The organism is Dehalococcoides mccartyi 195 (assembly GCF_000011905.1).
Taxonomy (GTDB): domain Bacteria; phylum Chloroflexota; class Dehalococcoidia; order Dehalococcoidales; family Dehalococcoidaceae; genus Dehalococcoides; species Dehalococcoides mccartyi.
This window is the reverse complement of record NC_002936.3, coordinates 300778-318431: the sequence shown is the minus strand read 5'-3', so window position 1 is coordinate 318431 and position 17654 is coordinate 300778. Positions and strand designations below refer to the sequence as shown.

The following is a 17654-nucleotide window of genomic DNA, read 5'->3' as shown; positions in this document are numbered from 1 at the left end:
AAATAATCTAAATTAGCTTGGGGAGAATTATGCGAAGGAAAAACGGGCTCGTGTTTTTGGCCATACTGGCCGCCATGATCCTTGCCTTTACCATAGTGCTGCCAACAGACAAAGGCGCACTTCTGGGCAAGGGAATCCTGTTTGGTCTGGACTTAAAGGGAGGCCTGCACATGGTATATCAGGCTGACTTGTCCAATGTAGATGAAAGCAATATTGACAGCGTAATGGATGGCGTGGTGGAGGTTATCTCCAACCGCATCAACCCTCTTGGTGTCACCGAAGCCTCAATCCAGCGTCAGGGAGATGACCGGATAGTGGTTGAACTGCCGGGGCTGGATATTACAGATGAACAAAAAGCCCGCATCGGCCGTACCGCCCTGCTGGAATTCGGCGAACTGGCGGCTGAAGGCGAAGATTATAAATGGGAAAACAGTCTGGGCAAATGGAAACCGGCCACCGCCACTATTGACGGGGTTGAGTATGCCCTGACCAGTGCCTATTTCAAAGACAGTACTTATGTAAACCGGGACCAGTACGGCAATATTTTACTGGTATTTGAATGGGATGACATCGGGGCCCAGTTATCCAAAGAAATCACCACCCGCCTTTTAAGCCAGCAGCTGGGTATCTTTGAAGGTGATGAAGCCCTGGCCGGTGATGATGGCGTACCAATTGCCCCCTACATAAACAATGTTATTGAAACCAGCGGCGTGATAGAAGGCTTAAGCTACAACGAAGCAGAAATGCTTTCCAACCAGCTGAATGCCGGCCGCCTGCCGGTGCCGCTTGAGCCCATATACGAGCAGACCGTTTCACCTACCTTGGGTCAAAACTTTGTTGACCTGGCCGTAAAAGCCGGTCTGGCAGGCATAATCCTGGTTATGATATTCATGATAGCCTTTTACCGCCTGCCCGGTCTGCTGGCCAGTATAGCTCTGGTATTTTACGGAGTAATTGTACTGGCTCTCTTTAAACTGGTACCGGTTACCCTTACTTTGGCGGGTATCGGCGGTTTCATTGTATCAGCAGGTATGGCAGTAGATGCCAATATCCTGATATTTGCCCGTTTGAAAGAGGAACTGCTGGCTGGCAAGACACTGGGAGCGGCGGTGGAAGCCGGCTTTTCCCGTGCCTGGTCTGCCATCTGGGACTCCAACGTTACCACCTTTATAGCCTGCGGAATCCTGTTCTGGGTGGGCGGTACTATTGCGGCCGGGGCACCGGTCAAAGGTTTTGCCGTAACCCTGTTCCTGGGTGTGGCGGTCAGTATGTTCACCGCTATCTTTGTCACCCGCACCTTGCTCAGGCTTTTTGTAGGTACTAAAACCGCTAAAAAGCTTGCCCTATTCACCACCCAGACAAGAGGCAAAAATGAATAAGATAATCCAGCACCGACCCCTGTTTATATTTATATCAGCCCTGATTATACTTGCCGGGCTGGCTTCGCTGCTGATATTCGGGCTGAAACCCGGCATAGACTTTTCCAGCGGCTCCATTCTGACCATCAAATTTGACCAGACAGTCAGCGTGGATGAGCTTACCCAGGAGCTTAGAAGCCTGGGGCAGAGCGAAGCTATTGTTCAGGTAACCGGTGACGGAGACTTCCTTATCCGCACCAGCGAGCTTGATATCAGCCAGAAGGTCACTCTGGAAACCGCTCTGGAAGAAGCCTTCGGCAACCTAACTGAACGCGGCTTTGAAAATGTAGACCCCCTGATTGCCAAGCAGACCACCCAAATGGCCCTGATAGCTATCGGAGCGGCTCTGGTAGGTATTCTGCTGTATGTTACCTGGGCTTTCCGCCGTATGCCCAAGCCGTTCCACTACGGCACCTGCGCAGTCATAGCCCTGTTCCATGACGCACTGGTAGTGCTGGGCATTTTCGCCCTGCTGGCCGGCATATTTGGCTGGGAAATTAACCTCATGTTTGTTATCGGCATCATGGCGGTTATCGGCTACAGTATAAATAACACCGTGGTAGTCTTTGACCGCATACGGGAAAACCAGCTTAAAGGCATTCACCCCAGCTTTGATGTAGTAGTAAACCAGAGCATTATGGAAACGATAGTCCGTTCTATCAACTCCAGCTTTACGGTTATCATTACCGTAGTAGCCCTTATGCTTTTCCTGGGGGCATCTATCCAGAATCTGAGCGTAGTCCTGCTTATCGGTCTTATTGCCGGTACTTATGACTCACTCTTTGTCGCCCCTTCCCTGCTGGTCACCTGGGAAAACGGTGACTGGGGCAAACTACTTAAGCCCTTTAAGAGAGCTTAACAGATAACAAGGATAAACTATGGCTACCAGAAAAACCAGGGCGGCTTCATTTTCGATAGCTTCTAACTCAACGCTTATAGTTATGAAGGCGGCGGTCGGTTTTGTTACCGGCAGCGTGAGTATACTAGCAGAAGCTATCCACAGCACTCTGGATCTGGTAGCCGCAGTTATCGCCTTTTTCGGCGTCAAAGCCTCTGACAAACCGGCAGATGCTACCCACCCTTACGGACATGGCAAGTGGGAAAACGTAAGTGGCACAGTAGAAGCAGTCCTCATCTTCGTAGCCGCTATCTGGATTATCTACGAGGCAATAAACAGGCTTATAGAGGGCTCTGCCCCTGAGATGCTGGAATGGGGCGTGGTAATTATGGGCGTATCCGTAGTTGCCAATACCTTAGTCTCCAGTTACCTGAAAAAGATAGCCCGCGAGACTGATTCAGTGGCCCTAGAGGCAGACGCCTCACACCTCACCACAGATGTAATCACCTCAGCCGGAGTACTGCTGGGTCTGCTACTGGCAAAACTGACCGGCTGGAGCGTACTTGACCCCATCGTAGCCTTGCTGGTAGCCCTGCTTATCATCAAAGCCGCCTGGGATATACTCAACAAGTCTTTCGGGGCGCTGGTAGATGCCCGTTTGCCCAAAGAAGAAGTAGATGCCATCAGCAGTTTGATAAATGAACATACCTCAAAACTGGTGGAGTTTCACAACCTGCGCACCCGCAAAGCCGGCAGTTACCGGTATGTAGACCTGCATCTGGTTATGCCCAAAACGCTTTCGGTGGAAAAAGCCCACTCCATATGTGACCATCTGGAAAAAGACCTCAAAGATAAACTGAAAATAGACTACGTGACTATCCACGTAGAACCCTGCACCGAGGAAAACTGCCCCGAATGCCAGATAAACTGTAAGAAACGCCCTTCGGACTTAGCTAATCCCGAAAATACCCCGTAACTCCAGAATCAGCCCGCTGATATCAGGCGTATCCGCAGTCTCTTCGGGGGCTTTGGTATTAGGGGGAGGCAAAGCCTCATCTAATAAAACCGCAAGGCTAGCCCCCACGCTCTCTGCCAGACCCAGATAATGGTAGCCGCCCTCCAGACTGAAAACCATTTTTCCCCCGCAGACCTCATCCGCCGTCTTTTTCAGGGCACGGGTTATACCGGCAAAACCCTGCTGTGAAAGGCACATCTCACCCATATCATCAGCAAAATGGGCATCATAACCGGCACATACCAGTATCAGCTCAGGTGATAGTTTCCGAAGGTACGGGCAAATCAGCTGGTCAAATACTTTCTGGTAATGGCTGTCCCCGCAGCCGGCAGGCAGGGGGATATTTAAAATATTCTGAAACGGGCCGTCTTCACAGCTGTCCCCCGTAAAGGGGAAATGGTGAATCTGGTGGGTGGAAATATAGGTCACCCGCGGGTCATTCAGGCAGACATGCTGAATGCCATTGCCATGGTGAACATCAAAATCCACCACCGCCACCCGCTTGAGTCTATGTTTATTAAGGGCATGCAAAGCCCCTAAAGCCACATTATTAAAAATACAGAAACCCATGGAAGCCTCCGGCAGGGCATGGTGACCCGGCGGGCGGCACATTACAAAAGCACTCTCCAGTTCACCTGAAAGCACCTTGTCCACCCCCTCAAGCACCCCGCCCACCGCGTACAGGGCTGTTTCGTAGCTATCCACCGAAATCACCGTATCCTGGTCCAGCCAGCCGCCGCCGCTGAAACCCACTTCCTCCACCCGGCTGATATACTTGCGGGTATGAAAACCCTCCAGTTCACCCAAACCCACCCGTTTCGGCTCAACATGTACCAGACGGTCTTTCAGCCCATGCGTATTTATGTATTCCATAATCGCCAGCAGGCGGTCAGGGTTTTCCACATGGGTACCCGTTTCGTGGTTCAAATATATATGGTTATAAACCAGCCCCACTGCCATTAAAATACCTTCTCCGTATTAAGATACCGCTAAAGCCACAGCTTCAGCCCGGAAACAATGAAATACACCCCGAAAGCCGCAAGCAACAACCCGCAGCCTATAAAAACTATCTCCCGCACCCTGCTCCCCCACAGGCGGTGGGTGCGGTACACAATAAACGAAACCAGACAAAGCCAGGCTAAATCCACCAGCCAGTGGGTAGCCGCCAAAGCCCCCAGCCCCCCAAGCCCGTAGTCCGATACCTTCATAACCAGCATCGCCCCTACAGTTGCCCACCAGACCAGAAAAAACGGGTTCAGGGCGCTCATGGCCGCACCTGACACCACTGTATTATATTTAAAATTAGCCTTATCCTGAGCGGCTTCACGGCGGGCTTTTATCATACCCAGCCCCATGTAAATAATCATAATTCCGCCTGCCAGACTGAGCAGTATCTGCACCCAGACAAGCTCAAAAAAACCGGCAAAACCGAAATAAATAAGCAGAATAATGGGCAGTTCCACCAGCACATGCCCCAGCACAATCTGGGCACCTGCCCAGGGGGTATGGTAACTCCGTGAAAGAGTCAGAGCAAACATGGGGCCGGGCATCAGCACACCTGAAAAAGATATAACCGTAACACTAAGCAGAGTGGCTAACATAAAATCCATTATAACACTTCTCCCGTTAGGGGCAAAAACCCGGACGCACCCCGGCATAAATGCCATTTGTTGCTTGTGGGAATACATATCTTGTTTTATACTGAAGCAAATGCAGAAACAAGGAGACAAACGGTATTGTCTTTAAACCTGGACAAAACCGCCCTTCAGATACAGAGCATGGTCTCAGACTTAAAAGGCCGTGACCTGGAACACCAAAAACACCTTGAGGCCGGGCTGAACGGCATGAAACGCACTCCGGCTGAATACCAGCATTTGCTGGATAAGGCCGAACGCAGCCAGACCACTTTTCTTTTGGCACACCCGGAAGAAATACCGGATGCCACCCACCCGCCGCCTGCCTTGCCCCAAAGCTACCGCATACTGGCCACAGACGGCTCGCAAATAGACGTAGACCGCCACCAGCTTAGCCGCTGTTACCTGATAAATATCGGCAGGGTTCGGCTGGAGTACGGCCAATCCCCGTCTGCCGCTCTGGAAAGCCTGCCCGCTCTGTATGCCCGCCCCGAAGATATGGTAATCTCCTGCGGCAGCAAAGAAGTAGCCGTAGAAGGCACTCTGCTGGGAATAAAAAGAAGCGTAGAAGAAACCCGCCATCTGGCTGAAATGGCAGATGCCGCCTCCCCCAATCTGCCCACTTTGGCTTTGGCAGACGGCACTTTGATACTCTGGTCACTCCTTTCCAAAGAGTTCCCCGAATACGTGGTTGAAGACCTGCTGGTAAACGGTTACCTGAAATATCTGGGCAAAATACAAAACCTGAACACCAAAGACAGACAGGTGGCTTTAGCCAGCTATATCAGCTACCCCGGAAGCACAGACGTAGTCAATACCCTCCGCCTGCTTTACTGCCCGTACGAACCGGCAGACTGCACCAGCCAGTGTGACCAGCTGCCAAACGGCAAACGCCCTTGTGACATACTTTCCGGCGTCACGGACAGCATGCTGTTTGAGCGCATATTGAAACCGGGTGAACGCTCCGCCCTGTTTGCCAGCTCATCTTCCATACTGGAAAAATATTACGGGGAACACAGGGTCTATTTTTACTACTTGAAAACCAGTGAAGAAATAGCCCGGGTGGAACTGCCCGGCTGGACTGCCCGCTCTGAAGAGCTGTTAAGCTTAAGCCACAGCCTGATACTGGAACAATGCCGCTTGGGGCATGGCTACCCCGTCTCCCTTTCCGAAGCCCACGAACAGGCAGTAGTCAGCGGTCAGGACAGGCGTATTTTCAACCAGCTGGTAGAAGAAATGCTGACCGCAAGCAAAATAAACCCCAGCAGTTCGGCCAAAAGCCTTAGCAAGAAAACCCGCTGGGTATAGTTTATGTAAACTAGCACCGCCAGTCTGTTTAACAGATCGAAATATACCATTAACCGCAGGGGGTAAAAAAATTGGACAACCTAAATACAAACCGTATCGGCGAGGTTATAGATACCAGCACCACTGACTTTACCGCCCAGTCTTACCAGCTTTATAACACACCTGCTCTGGGGGCGCTGGTAAAAACCGGCGAAGGCGAAAATACTATTTATGCCGCCGTCTATCATGCCACCACCTCTTCCATAGAGCCGGGCAGAAAACCCATTGCCCGCGGACAGGACGCCGCAAGCGAAGAAGATATATATGCCCAAAGCCCCCAGCTAAGCAAACTCCTGCGGAGCGAATTTTCCTGCCTGATACTAGGTTACCGGGGACAGGGGCAAATCTGCCACTGGCTGCCGCCCCGCCCTGCCCATATCCACAGTTTTACCGAAACCTGCACCCCTGAAGAAACCGCCGAATTCAGCCGCTCGTTCGGCTTTTTAAACATACTAATAAACTCCGAACTGCCCGTACCGGCAGACGAAGTAACCGCCGCCTGCCTGCGTCAGCTTGCCGCCGCCGCACCTGATAAACAGTCATTTTTAGTAAAAGCAGGCAAAGAGCTGGCCAGAATCCTGCCCGGCCAGTACCAGCGGCTTAAAGTAATCCTGGAGAGGATACAGCTATGACAAGCGAAAACAAACTGGGTATTGTAATAGGGGGTTCACTCTCCGGCGGAATATATGTCCGTCTGGATGGCGAAGCTCTGGTGGAGGACATGGCAGTTGGCCGTTATGTAACTATACAGGGAAAAACCAAACGTTTTCTGGGTATGATAACCGATGTTTCTCTGGGGGTAACCGACCAGCGTCTTACCCTTACACCCCCGGCCGCAGACGAAAAGTTTCTGGCTGAAATACTCAGCGGTACAGCCGCTTACGGAGACCTCAAGGTAATACCCTATCTGGTACTGGGAAATGACGAAAAAAGCCTTCTGGACGGCCCTCAGCCGGTCAAGACCATACCCAGTCACTATGCCCCGGTAGATATTGCCTCCAACGAAGATATAGAAATGGTCTTCGGCAAGGAAGACGCCTCCCATTTTTACGTGGGCAACCCGCTGGATATGGAAACCCGCCTCTGCCTGAACCTGCCCGAACTGGTCAAACGTTCAAACGGCATCTTCGGTAAAAGCGGCACCGGCAAAACCTTCCTCACCCGCACCCTGCTGGTGGGTATGCTCCAGAAAGGGTCTTGCGTAAATCTGGTGTTTGATATGCACTCCGAATACGGCTGGGAAGGCACCAGTGAGAAAAAACACAAAGTCAAAGCCTTAAAACAGCTCTTTCCGGACAGGGTAGCCGTATTTACTTTGGACGGGGAAAGCTCCCGCAAACGCAAAGTCAGCGTGGACTTTGAGGTAAAGATAGGCTATGACGAAATAGAACCGGAAGATATCAGCCTGCTCCGCCAGACCCTGAACCTGACCGAACAGGCAGTAGAAGCCGTTTACCAGTTACGCAAATATTTCAAGAAGAACTGGATAAAAGAAGCCAATAATATCGGTGATGAAGAAGATGATAAAAAACTGCTGGACAGTTTAAGTATCCATGAAAGCACCTTCCAAAACCTGAAACGGGGCTTAAACACCCTTACCCGCCTGCCCTTTATCGTGGAAAACGCCCCGGTCAAAGCGGTAGACCGGGTGCTTGAGTACTTAAACCGGAATATAAATGTAGTGTTGGAGTTCGGGCGGTATACAGATATCACCGCTTACATACTGGTGGCCAATCTGCTCACCCGCCGCATATATACCAGCTACCGTGACCGCATGGAACAGGCCATGGCCGAAGACGCCGCCAAACCCACCCCGCTGGTCATCACCATAGAGGAAGCCCACAAATTTTTAAACCCCGAAGTTGCTTCCCGCACCATCTTCGGCACTATTGCCCGTGAAATGCGCAAGTACAATGTCACCCTGCTTATTATAGACCAGCGGCCTTCGGGCATAGATACAGAGGTTATGTCTCAGCTGGGCACTAAAATAACCGCCCTGCTGGACAATGAAAAAGATATAGACGCCGTACTCTCAGGAATCTCCGGCAAAAACGAACTCAAAGGCGTACTGGCCAAACTGGCTTCACGCCAGCAGGCACTTATATTCGGTGCGGCCGTACCCATGCCGGTAGCCTTTGTCCCCCGTGAGTATGACCAGTCTATATACAACGAAGTCAGCCGTAAAAAAATCAGCACCGAAGAGATAGAGGAACTTTTCTAAATCTATATGGGAAGAAAACCCGGGGCATACTGCCCCGCAAGCAGAGGAGGTTATTCATGCCCGCATCCAAACCGCCTAAAATAGGTATCGCTCTTGGCGGAGGCGCCGCCAGGGGTATTATTCATATCGGGGTGCTGGAAGTACTGGAAAAAGAAGCCATACCGCTGGATTTAGTCACCGGCACCAGCATGGGTGCTATTATAGGTGCTTTATACGCCAGCGGCCATACACCGCCGGAAATGAAAGAAATAGTAAGCAACCTGAGCTGGAAACAGCTTATGCCCCTGCTGGACCTGGCTGCCCCCAGAGCAGGCTTCCTGTCATCCCGCAAGATAAAAGACTATCTCAAAGGACTTATCGGGGATGTTACTTTTGCCGAACTTAAGAAGCCCTTTGCCTGCGTAGCCGCAGACGTTAAAACCGGACAGGAAGTGCTTTTCAGGGAAGGTCCGGTTATTGACGGGGTAATTGCCAGTATGTCCCTGCCCATCATCTTCCATCCGGTAAAAAACAAAAACCGTTTCCTGGTGGACGGCGGTCTTATTACCCCCATTCCGGCCCAGATTGTACGGGATATGGGAGCAGATTTTGTAATTGCGGTAAATGCCATTTATCACCATGATTATATAAAACCAGACAAAGATTCCGCCCCATCCATCTTTGATACCGCTTTCCAGATAGTAAACATTATGTCAATACATATGGCCAAGGAAAATCTCCAGGCCGCAGATATTGCTATAGAACCAGACCTTTCCGGCATAGGACCGGGTGATTTCCTGAAAGCACCGGAAATAGTCCTCCGGGGGGAACTGAGCGCAACTGACGCCATACCTAACTTGAAACACCTGCTGCTTCGAAAATACAGCTATACCCCCACTATTTAACACTTTAACTCAAACTTGGTATAATGGTGCTCCGTGGGGCTGTAGCTTAGTCGGGAGAGCGCCTCCTTTGCAAGGAGGAGGTCAGGGGTTCGAATCCCCTCAGCTCCACCATCCAATGTCCTGTCTCAAATACAAAAGCCCGATTTTCCAAACGTAATGGAAATTCTGGAGGCTCTCTTGGACGAGAAGACAAAACGCCGACTTTCGCATAAAAAATTAACTACTGATGAACTCTTCACCGGCTACTATGACCTGCTAAAAATCCGGATAACGCCAAATCAATACCTCCAGTACAAAGCCTTACTTGATAAATTCCAGGCTTTCTTAGGCGGCATGCCACCATCCCAAGCATTAGCCCTGAAGTTTTTAGGCCTGTACCACCATAGAGCCCAGGCTACCATTTTCCGTTATACCGGTATAATCCGCGGGTTTATGGATTGGTATGGCGAAGGGTTGGATGTTAAAGTGAAAAAACCCAAGCACCTGCCGGAATATGTTGAGCCTGCTGATATTGAAAAACTTGTTGATGCCATTACTTGCAAACACAATCATAAAGATACAATTGCCCGGGATGAGATGTTAATACGTTTCGCCCAAATGACCGGTTTGAGACGGAGTGAATTAGCCAACCTTAAAGTAAGCGATATACAGCTAGAGAAAAGAACTGTGTTTGTTCGTCAAGGTAAAGGGATGAAAGACAGAGCTGTGCCTATACCTTTGGGTTTAATCTCAAAACTTACCAGCTTTTTGGCACATAAACAGCCTTCTGATAGCTTATTTAATCTTACCAGCAGATCTATTACTGATAAACTTTCCACTTGGAGCAAGAAAGCCGGAGTTAAAATTCACCCTCACCAGTTACGCCATTCATATGCTGAGCAATTATTAGAAAAAGGCGCCGCCCTTACTTCTGTACAGGCATTATTAGGACACGAAAGCCTCCAAACAACTTCTGTGTATCTGGGTATAAGACCTAACGCACTCAGAGAAGCTGTGGATAAGTTGGATATGGTAAAGCCAATGCCCGAACAAACATATCTAAAAATTAAAATACATGATAATGATAATAACTTAGCAGATAATATTGAGATCCAGGGAGAAATTCCTATTAATTCTGTCCAAAATTCTGTCCCTAATTTCTTTAAACAACGCATCCAGTTTGAAAAAGATAATCAGGAGAATACTTAAAGTGATTTAAATGCTATAAACAGCCTGTTATCATTCATAACCATATGACAAATATGACAAAAATACAGGAAAACACGTATGTTTTCGGCCTAAAATATATTATTTTATAACACTATTTCGGTAAAATGCCCTAATTTTTCATTAAGCATTTTATATGGACAAAAATACCGAAAAATTCCCGGATTACGATTTCTGGGATTTTACCCAGTTAATCAGATCCTCTTTTATGAATACCCGTTTATTCCCCAGCTTATATGAAGGCAGGCCTTTCTTAATCAGATTATAAATCGTCAATTGAACGTTTCAATCCACGCACCCGCATGGGTGCGATTGGATTTCCTATTTAACCATAAAATCCAATCGCAAATATTCACTTATGCCTATGTAAAGAGCGACCTGATAATTACCCAGCTCAAACCCACCTTCTGGTCTTTCCAAAAAGGCAGTATGCACACAAGTAGATGGATCCATAAGAGAGAGATGCTGTATTTCCTCTCCCTCAAAATACCAGATTACTAGCGTAGCCGCACAGCATACATCCAATGAGCGTGGCTGCCATGTAAAGTAAATAATGGGAGTATCGGTAGTGAATGCGCTGCATTCATCCGCAGGCAAACCATCAGCGTCAATTGAAGAAAAAGTATAGGACCTGAATATTTTAGTATAGTCAACAACGTAAGGAGTATCATCAATTTTTTCTTCACTGCCACTGCAGCCACTGCCGGTGATTAATAGCCCACTCAAAGCCAGTAAGCCAAGCAAAATATTTACGATACGTAAAGCCGGTATCATATTGGCTTCTCTTTTGATTTTCTAAAGTAGTTGGTACTGAAATCCGGTATAAATCTATAAATATCAGTCTGCTTCCAGCCGCTCATACCCCAGAGTTTCTTGTCGCGGCTCTGTCGATCATCCCAACATTTGATTATTTTGGCATCATCCGGCCTAACAGGGTGAATAAAGCAAGTTTTCTTGTCTTTATCAAAAAAGATACAGTACCCGCGGTCATAAGTCCTTCTGGGTGGTATTCGGGCACCAGTGATATCCTCCTGCCCTGCCTTTGCCCACCTGAGAAAAAAGGTCTGGCAGTCCGCCGTATCCACCACCATGTACCTGTCTATTAGCTCCTTGACCGAGATATTCAAGTATTCAGCCACAGGTGAAATTTCATCAGGACGGGGCATGCAGGGGTAACACAGACAGCAATATCCGCAGCACTGGCATTTTTTAAAGTTAAACTTGGAGGCCATAAAGTGCTTACCCGCCTGTTCACGGCAGTAGCTTTCATACTCGGCCGTAAGAGCACGATAATTTGAAATATCACCAGAAGAAAGGTCAGACATAAAAGAACGATATTCTTGCAAGGTTTATCTCCGAACCAATTATAAGTTGCAGAGGGTACATCTTAGATGTACCCTCTGACTCTCCAAAAAGTTATATGGACTGCTTATGCCGTCTTAACAATGTCCAAGTAATTACCAGCAGCAGAACCGACAGGATAAATAACACTAGAAAACCCATCCAGGCAGATTCGGGTTCGTTTTCTACCAGAGACCCAAAATAATGCTGAACAGCACCTATTCCTGACAACAAACCCAGCGCTCCTATCAGCCACTCATACCACCTTACCACTACCTTGGCTCTAAGCCAGTTTACCAGTAAGGTTAAAGCTGCTCCGAAAAGTGCACCTATCCAAAAAATCATTTTATATCATCTCCCATACTAAAGTTGTTTTAGTAACTGGTATCGACCCCATAAGGATAGTCATCCACTTCGTCCCACCAGGTAGCCGGATTTTTCCGCCCGTACTTGAAGGTTTTCTCCATATTTTTGAAGAAGCTGTTAAATATCGGCGTGGTGGAAACAGTGCCCTTGACTACGTCATGTATGAACGAACCGGGGTGGGAATTGAAGGGGCAGGTACCCTGGCAGATAGGACAATGGGGACACTTGGTATAGTCACATCGCCAGCCAAGGAAACCAGGGTTACCAAAGGCATTATCATCCTTCCAGGTAGGTTCACCGGGATTGATAGCCCCGAAGGGACAATTCTCGGCACAAATACCACAAGTTTCGCAGAACTTGCGGGCACCAAAATCAATGGGGCGGCTGGGTGGCAGCGGCATATCAGTCAGGAATCCCCAGGTGACTCTGACCGTAATACCATAGAGCGGGTGGTTTACATAAGAAGCCCGAGATAATTCACCCAAACCGCCCAGAACTGCCCAGGCACCAGCCGGAGAAAGACTATTGTTGCCGGCACTTATCATTTGATAACCCAAACCACGAACAAAATCCTGGAAATGAGCTTTGGTATTGTAAGCACGTTCGTAACTGGTTTCGGTTGCTGCGCCCTCAAACCTGCCGGATTGACGACGGGTCCATTCGTATGGTTGGCGCATGGTCCAGAGGAAAATATATTTACATTTATTTGGAATGGTAACCTGTTTAGGAGTCTCTATACATTCCTCAACATCCCCGAATTCCAATGCTTTACCGTACTGGTCAACAGTAAAGATGAGTTTTTTAAGCTTATCATCAAGCTCAAGTGCTCCCACATCTTCACCACCGAAGTATCGGATACCGGCTTTCAGAGTCCTCAGATTATCTTCGGGAGTACCCTGATACTTAGTGCCGCCCATCTCTTCCGGTGTGTGCACCATTTTAGGTCCGGCATAGCTATCCGTACTCCCCAGATAGCCACCAGCCGCCCTGACCGCTGCTACTAAATCCACCATATTACCGCCCAGATTCATCCTAGTAGGGAAGTTTCCGAATGAAAACATTTCTGATGCATGAGTAAGAGCGGTAGTTCTAATATCCCCGAACCCATCTAGACCTGGTTCCCATCCGGGAAAATCCTCACGGGCTTTGGCATACAGGATTTCATCTTCGGCTTTTTTATCTTCCCAATCCAGCCACCTGGATACCGGTGCACCAATAGACTTTAGATTATCATAAACTGGTAGAGTAGGATCCATACGCACCCAAGTGTAAGGGCGTCTTTGAATCATATCCCAGTCTATAGGAGTAGTGGGATCTCCGTGTTCCCTTTCTTTTACAAACCAGGGTAGATTGCGGGTACTGGGTGTTGAAGCTACGAGTTCATCAAGGTCATGGAACATAGGGGCTACAGCTGAGGCGGCACCCAATCCAGCTCCGGCCATACCTATTCCTTTCAGGAAATCCTTACGGGTAAGTGTACTGTGAAAATTCAGCATGTTAACCTCCTCTAATGATTACTTGGACATAAACTGTATTCAATTCTGCTTTTGCTTTCTGTCACCTCTTTTCAGTCTTTAAACCACATAATAGGTGAAGATATTTTTGACATGGGCAAAGACATAAGTTTCGCTCTGAATGACAGTTTAATGATAAGTGAAGACAGGTAAGCATTCGCATAAACGAATACCCGAAATAATAAGGATTTTCTTATAAACGCATTAGAGTTTACTTATGAAGAGGGGAAACCGAGCATAAAGCATAAAAACGAAGGATTTTTCTGAAAAAGGAGGCTAACACGGGTATTTACCAGTTGCCAAGATAATAACCCAAACCATACTTAGTCAGTATCAAATCAGGCTGGTTCAATGATGAATCAAGCTTCTCTCTCAACTGATTAACCATCACCCGTATTGCTTTATGGCAACCCGGATATTCATCACCCCAGATGGCCAAGGCAAGGCTTCGGTAGGTAACATAATTCGGCCGCTGATTAGCCAGATAAAGGAAGATGATATTTTCAGTAGGTGAAAGCTTAAGTTCAAGACCTTTAGAATCTATTTTGTTCAGGGCGGGATAGTAGGTCAGGTTACCTATAGCGTATACTTCACCCTCCGAAGGATGTGACCGCTTTAAGACATTTTTTACCCTGGAGATTAGTTCCATTTGGCGGAAAGGTTTGCTGATAAACTCGTCAGCTCCCTTGCTGAGTGCCACTACCACATCCATCTCATCTTTTTTTACAGTCAGCACTAAAACGGGCACCTTGGAAAAACTGCGTATTTCCTGAAGTACTTCTATACCGCTCATATCCGGCAGACCAAGGTCAAGTATAATAAAATCTGGCGCTTCGGTTTCAGCTAGCTCTATGCCCTCTTTGCCAAGCTGGGTTCTAACTATCTGGATATCTGGCCAGGCTACCGAAAGGGTAAGCACTACCAGATCAATTATGGATAAATCATCCTCTATTATCAGGGTCTTCATCCCATTCGCTCCTTATCGGTAGTGTAAAGTAAAAGGTACTGCCATGGCCGTATTCACTGGTAAACCATATCTCACCCCTGTGCAGTTCAATAATCATCTTAGAAAGAGCTAGTCCCAAACCCAACCCACCGTACCTGTCCCGCTTGGTCTTGATACGATAATAAGGAGTAAAAATTCCCTGCTGCTTGTTCTTGGGTATACCAGTACCCTGGTCTTTGACCGAAACTTTGATTTTATCCCCTGATTTCACGGCCTCAATACAAATTTCACTGCCGGTACGGGAAAACTTAAGTGAGTTGCTGAGCAGATTAAGCACCACCTGATAAATCATTTTTTTATCAAATAATGTCAAGGGAATATCCACGCTAACATTCAGTGCTATCCGTTTTTGCATCTTCTGGGCCTGAGGCTGGAGGTAATCTACACAATCCCCGATAACTTTTCTGATACTGGCATACTCAGGGTCTGTTTGCAGCTGGCCTATTTCCCCCTTGGCCAAGTTCATAAGGTCATCAATCTTGTTATTCAGATTAATAGCCCCATTCTGCATGTTTCGTGCATAACCTAATAAAGCACTGTCCGAAAGTTCAGATACCAAATACTCACTAGCGGCAAGCAGCGGAGTAAGAGATGTTTTAAGCTCATGCACCAGTGCCCGCATAAAATAATTGCGCTGGTTTAGCTGATCTTCAACCTCCGCATGGGCCTGAAGTTCCCGCTCATAGGCTTCACGAAGACTTTGTTCCAAGCGCTTGGTTTCCGAAATATCCCGATATACTACTACCGCCACTTCCCGTCCAGATAAATAAACAAAACTGGCATTTATTTCGCAATCCAGCCGCCTGCCATCTTTGGTAATATATACATTCGGGAAACGGAGTACCGCATATTCAGACTCCAACACCAGTTTTGTATTTCCCAGCGCATAATCTTTCATCTCCGAAGCGGTAAGGTCAATCGGGGTCAACTGAAGAAGCTCTTCCCGTGAATAATTAACCATCTGGCAAAACGCCTTGTTTACTTCAATATATTTACCGGGCGGTGTTCCACCTGAAAAATCAATCAAAGTTAACCCGTCATTGCAGTTGTTGAAAAACATTGAATAACGGGTAAACAGTTCGTTTAATTTACGTTCGGTTTTCTCATGGTTTTTTATCTCCTGAACGAGTTTGCTGTTTATTTCGGCCAGCTCTTTGGTACGCTCCGCCACCTGTATCTGAAGCTGTTTACGGAGATTAACCGGGTCAGTCACATCCTGAAGGACTTCATACAGAAAATCCCTGCCATTTATGGTAACCTTGCTTGCAGTTTTTAAAATAGTAATCAGCTTGCTACTGCTGGTCAGCAGCTGCCTTTCAGCATTGTCTATTGATTGCCCCATATCAAGTATCGGGCATTTACCCTCTTCCGCCGGGCAAATGAACTTATGGCAGGAATGGCCTATAATCTCGGATGCCTCTGCCCCGATAAGATTCTGGGCCGCCTGATTTATATTCATGATTTTTCTGGACAAAACATCTATCACTACAATACCTACAGGCAAGGTATCGATCTGAATCGTATCCAAGTTATCAATCATGGCTAGAGTCCCCCACAACAATCCGCTACTTATAGCCATACTAATATTACCATACAAAAAAAACAAGTACAATTGAATAATACGGCTAACATTTGTGTAAGATTTTATAGACAATGGGGTTACATTCTATATTCCGGCAGTTAAAGCCTTGCTGAAGGTAATAAAAGAGTTTATAAGAGTATAAGAATATTAAATAATGAAGAATCGGATATTTTATTTGGTAAACTGGCACGGGATTTACCGTATAATTAACATCAATTTATTTTATAAGATCACCCTCCTGATATTATAAGTTGTCTTAATAGACCTGCCAAGGTATACAACGACTACCTAATCCATACCAGACCGGCTATGACATTAGCTTGATAATTGAGGGCGTTTGAGAATAAATAACTATAAAACGAATTCAAGATATTAATAAGTAATCTGGAATCTATATTAACATTACTAACTATTCGGCTATGAATATTTAATAAATAGCGACTATCTAGTATCCCCGGCAGTTTCTGACGGCCTGTTTGACTGCCTGAGTTGCAGCTTTGGCCATCATCTCCCCCAGTTTGGTATGACCACCCACATAAGTATATTTATCATCCCCGCCTGATACGCTGATTATCTGGTCTGTTCCCGTTCCGGTTGCCTGCCATTCGGGGTGTACCGCACTCCGTATATCCAGTTCCTGTAAAGCTACATTCTTAGCCTCGGTCAGTGTGATATACGACGAAGCAAGCGTGGGTGTCTCCAGAGTAGAGCCGGTAAGCAGGATAATATTTATCGTGCCTATCTTCTCAAACTTGCCATTTCGCTCTATACCGCTTGCGGCATCACAGCCTATCCGCATGGCGTTGGTCTTGACCCCGGCAGTAGCAAAGGCAAGTACCCAAAACTCTTCATAACTTTCTTCCGCCCAGGCTATTTTGTCCTGGTCTACTCCAGTAGATAAAAATGAGACTTTATCCAGGTCTGTGCCGTATCTCTCAAGGACTTCTTCCAGCACTACCGAATAGGCTGTCTGCCAGTCTGATGAGTTGTCGTGCATGAAATCCCAGAGTTCAGGGGGTATGTGGGTGTTTAAGATATATCTGGCCTTACCCAGCCCGGTGCGGGTGGAGAGTATATTCCTTTCCTCCGGCAGTTCTATTACCAAAGTATTGGTGGACGCACCCAGTGCCTTATGATAGACAATGCCTGCTTTTACCCCGTGAAAACTGCCCAGTTCTTTATAACAGGTATCTGTTTTCAGTTCAGATATCACCTTTGTTCCCTCCATATCAGCCTTATTCCCTTTCCCCGTAAAATATGCCCCCTCCGGAATACAGGAGGG

Annotated in this window: 17 protein-coding genes and 1 tRNA gene; 9 read left to right on the top strand and 9 right to left on the bottom strand. The window is 47.4% G+C overall.

The annotated features are described in order from the left end of the window. Positions 1–29 precede the first annotated feature (29 nt). The 3 genes from secD to DET_RS01880 are packed head-to-tail and all read left to right on the top strand — an operon-like array spanning position 30 to position 3232. The gene (gene secD, locus DET_RS01890) at positions 30–1379 is read left to right on the top strand and encodes a protein translocase subunit SecD (protein WP_010936113.1); all 1350 of its coding nucleotides are present in this window, start codon (positions 30–32) and stop codon (positions 1377–1379) included. After that, positions 1372–2277: a protein translocase subunit SecF gene (gene secF, locus DET_RS01885; RefSeq protein WP_010936112.1), complete on the top strand. Its 906-nt coding sequence runs from the start codon at positions 1372–1374 to the stop codon at positions 2275–2277. Before secD ends, secF begins: the two co-directional genes overlap by 8 nt. A gap of 19 nt (positions 2278–2296) precedes the next feature. Further along, positions 2297–3232 carry a cation diffusion facilitator family transporter gene (locus tag DET_RS01880; RefSeq protein ID WP_010936111.1) on the top strand — a complete coding sequence of 312 codons (936 nt, stop codon included), beginning with the start codon at positions 2297–2299 and terminating at the stop codon, positions 3230–3232. On the opposite strand, the gene DET_RS01875 is transcribed toward DET_RS01880, so the two are convergent. After that, positions 3206–4231, bottom strand: a complete 1026-nt coding sequence (locus DET_RS01875) for a histone deacetylase family protein (RefSeq protein WP_010936110.1) — start codon at positions 4229–4231, stop codon at positions 3206–3208. The two genes, DET_RS01880 and DET_RS01875, sit on opposite strands and share 27 nt — an antisense overlap. Before the next feature lie 29 nt (positions 4232–4260). Further along, on the bottom strand, positions 4261–4881 hold the full coding sequence (locus DET_RS01870) for a LysE family transporter (RefSeq protein ID WP_010936109.1): 621 nt from the start codon (positions 4879–4881) through the stop codon (positions 4261–4263). A 126-nt stretch (positions 4882–5007) separates the two neighbouring features. On the opposite strand from DET_RS01870, the gene DET_RS01865 reads away from it, so the two are divergent. From DET_RS01865 to DET_RS08510, 6 genes are all read left to right on the top strand, one after another. Beyond that, positions 5008–6213, top strand: a complete 1206-nt coding sequence (locus DET_RS01865; protein ID WP_010936108.1) for a DNA double-strand break repair nuclease NurA — start codon at positions 5008–5010, stop codon at positions 6211–6213. Positions 6214–6284: 71 nt separating this feature from the next. After that, the gene (locus DET_RS01860; protein WP_010936107.1) at positions 6285–6884 is read left to right on the top strand and encodes a hypothetical protein; all 600 of its coding nucleotides are present in this window, start codon (positions 6285–6287) and stop codon (positions 6882–6884) included. Next, positions 6881–8473, top strand: a complete 1593-nt coding sequence (locus DET_RS01855) for a helicase HerA domain-containing protein (RefSeq protein WP_010936106.1) — start codon at positions 6881–6883, stop codon at positions 8471–8473. The genes DET_RS01860 and DET_RS01855 overlap by 4 nt, the downstream gene beginning before the upstream one ends. 56 nt (positions 8474–8529) lie before the next feature. Further along, a complete protein-coding gene (locus DET_RS01850) occupies positions 8530–9357 on the top strand; it encodes a patatin-like phospholipase family protein (RefSeq protein WP_010936105.1) in 828 nt (275 codons plus the stop codon). Positions 9358–9392: 35 nt separating this feature from the next. Continuing rightward, a tRNA-Ala gene (locus tag DET_RS01845) sits at positions 9393–9468 on the top strand. A 66-nt stretch (positions 9469–9534) separates the two neighbouring features. Further along, on the top strand, positions 9535–10545 hold the full coding sequence (locus DET_RS08510; RefSeq protein WP_010936104.1) for a tyrosine-type recombinase/integrase: 1011 nt from the start codon (positions 9535–9537) through the stop codon (positions 10543–10545). Between the two features lie 339 nt (positions 10546–10884). Here DET_RS08510 and DET_RS01835 read toward each other — a convergent pair whose 3' ends face one another. The 7 genes from DET_RS01835 to DET_RS01805 all read right to left on the bottom strand — a co-directional run bounded on the left by DET_RS01835 (position 10885) and on the right by DET_RS01805 (position 17585). Continuing rightward, positions 10885–11337, bottom strand: a complete 453-nt coding sequence (locus DET_RS01835) for a hypothetical protein (RefSeq protein WP_010936102.1) — start codon at positions 11335–11337, stop codon at positions 10885–10887. Continuing rightward, the gene (locus DET_RS01830; protein WP_080505018.1) at positions 11334–11909 is read right to left on the bottom strand and encodes a YkgJ family cysteine cluster protein; all 576 of its coding nucleotides are present in this window, start codon (positions 11907–11909) and stop codon (positions 11334–11336) included. Before DET_RS01830 ends, DET_RS01835 begins: the two co-directional genes overlap by 4 nt. Positions 11910–11979: 70 nt before the next feature. Further along, the gene (locus tag DET_RS01825) at positions 11980–12249 is read right to left on the bottom strand and encodes a hypothetical protein (RefSeq protein ID WP_010936100.1); all 270 of its coding nucleotides are present in this window, start codon (positions 12247–12249) and stop codon (positions 11980–11982) included. Between the two features lie 29 nt (positions 12250–12278). Beyond that, positions 12279–13766: a reductive dehalogenase gene (locus tag DET_RS01820; protein ID WP_010936099.1), complete on the bottom strand. Its 1488-nt coding sequence runs from the start codon at positions 13764–13766 to the stop codon at positions 12279–12281. Positions 13767–14073: 307 nt separating this feature from the next. Continuing rightward, a complete protein-coding gene (locus DET_RS01815; protein ID WP_010936097.1) occupies positions 14074–14751 on the bottom strand; it encodes a response regulator transcription factor in 678 nt (225 codons plus the stop codon). Continuing rightward, the gene (locus DET_RS01810) at positions 14726–16330 is read right to left on the bottom strand and encodes a sensor histidine kinase (RefSeq protein WP_010936096.1); all 1605 of its coding nucleotides are present in this window, start codon (positions 16328–16330) and stop codon (positions 14726–14728) included. The genes DET_RS01815 and DET_RS01810 overlap by 26 nt, the downstream gene beginning before the upstream one ends. 487 nt (positions 16331–16817) lie before the next feature. Continuing rightward, positions 16818–17585: an adenosylcobinamide amidohydrolase gene (locus DET_RS01805; protein WP_041223325.1), complete on the bottom strand. Its 768-nt coding sequence runs from the start codon at positions 17583–17585 to the stop codon at positions 16818–16820. Positions 17586–17654 lie beyond the last annotated feature (69 nt).

Excerpts from the sequence above, each read along its gene's own strand:
- secD (WP_010936113.1), top strand. The coding sequence starts at position 30 with ATGCGAAGGAAAAACGGGCTCGTGTTTTTGGCCATACTGGCCGCCATG.
- secF (WP_010936112.1), top strand. The coding sequence starts at position 1,372 with ATGAATAAGATAATCCAGCACCGACCCCTGTTTATATTTATATCAGCC.
- DET_RS01880 (WP_010936111.1), top strand. The coding sequence starts at position 2,297 with ATGGCTACCAGAAAAACCAGGGCGGCTTCATTTTCGATAGCTTCTAAC.
- DET_RS01875 (WP_010936110.1), bottom strand. The coding sequence starts at position 4,231 with ATGGCAGTGGGGCTGGTTTATAACCATATATATTTGAACCACGAAACG.
- DET_RS01870 (WP_010936109.1), bottom strand. The coding sequence starts at position 4,881 with ATGGATTTTATGTTAGCCACTCTGCTTAGTGTTACGGTTATATCTTTT.
- DET_RS01855 (WP_010936106.1), top strand. The coding sequence starts at position 6,881 with ATGACAAGCGAAAACAAACTGGGTATTGTAATAGGGGGTTCACTCTCC.
- DET_RS01850 (WP_010936105.1), top strand. The coding sequence starts at position 8,530 with ATGCCCGCATCCAAACCGCCTAAAATAGGTATCGCTCTTGGCGGAGGC.
- DET_RS01835 (WP_010936102.1), bottom strand. The coding sequence starts at position 11,337 with ATGATACCGGCTTTACGTATCGTAAATATTTTGCTTGGCTTACTGGCT.
- DET_RS01825 (WP_010936100.1), bottom strand. The coding sequence starts at position 12,249 with ATGATTTTTTGGATAGGTGCACTTTTCGGAGCAGCTTTAACCTTACTG.
- DET_RS01820 (WP_010936099.1), bottom strand. The coding sequence starts at position 13,766 with ATGCTGAATTTTCACAGTACACTTACCCGTAAGGATTTCCTGAAAGGA.
- DET_RS01815 (WP_010936097.1), bottom strand. The coding sequence starts at position 14,751 with ATGAAGACCCTGATAATAGAGGATGATTTATCCATAATTGATCTGGTA.
- DET_RS01810 (WP_010936096.1), bottom strand. The coding sequence starts at position 16,330 with ATGATTGATAACTTGGATACGATTCAGATCGATACCTTGCCTGTAGGT.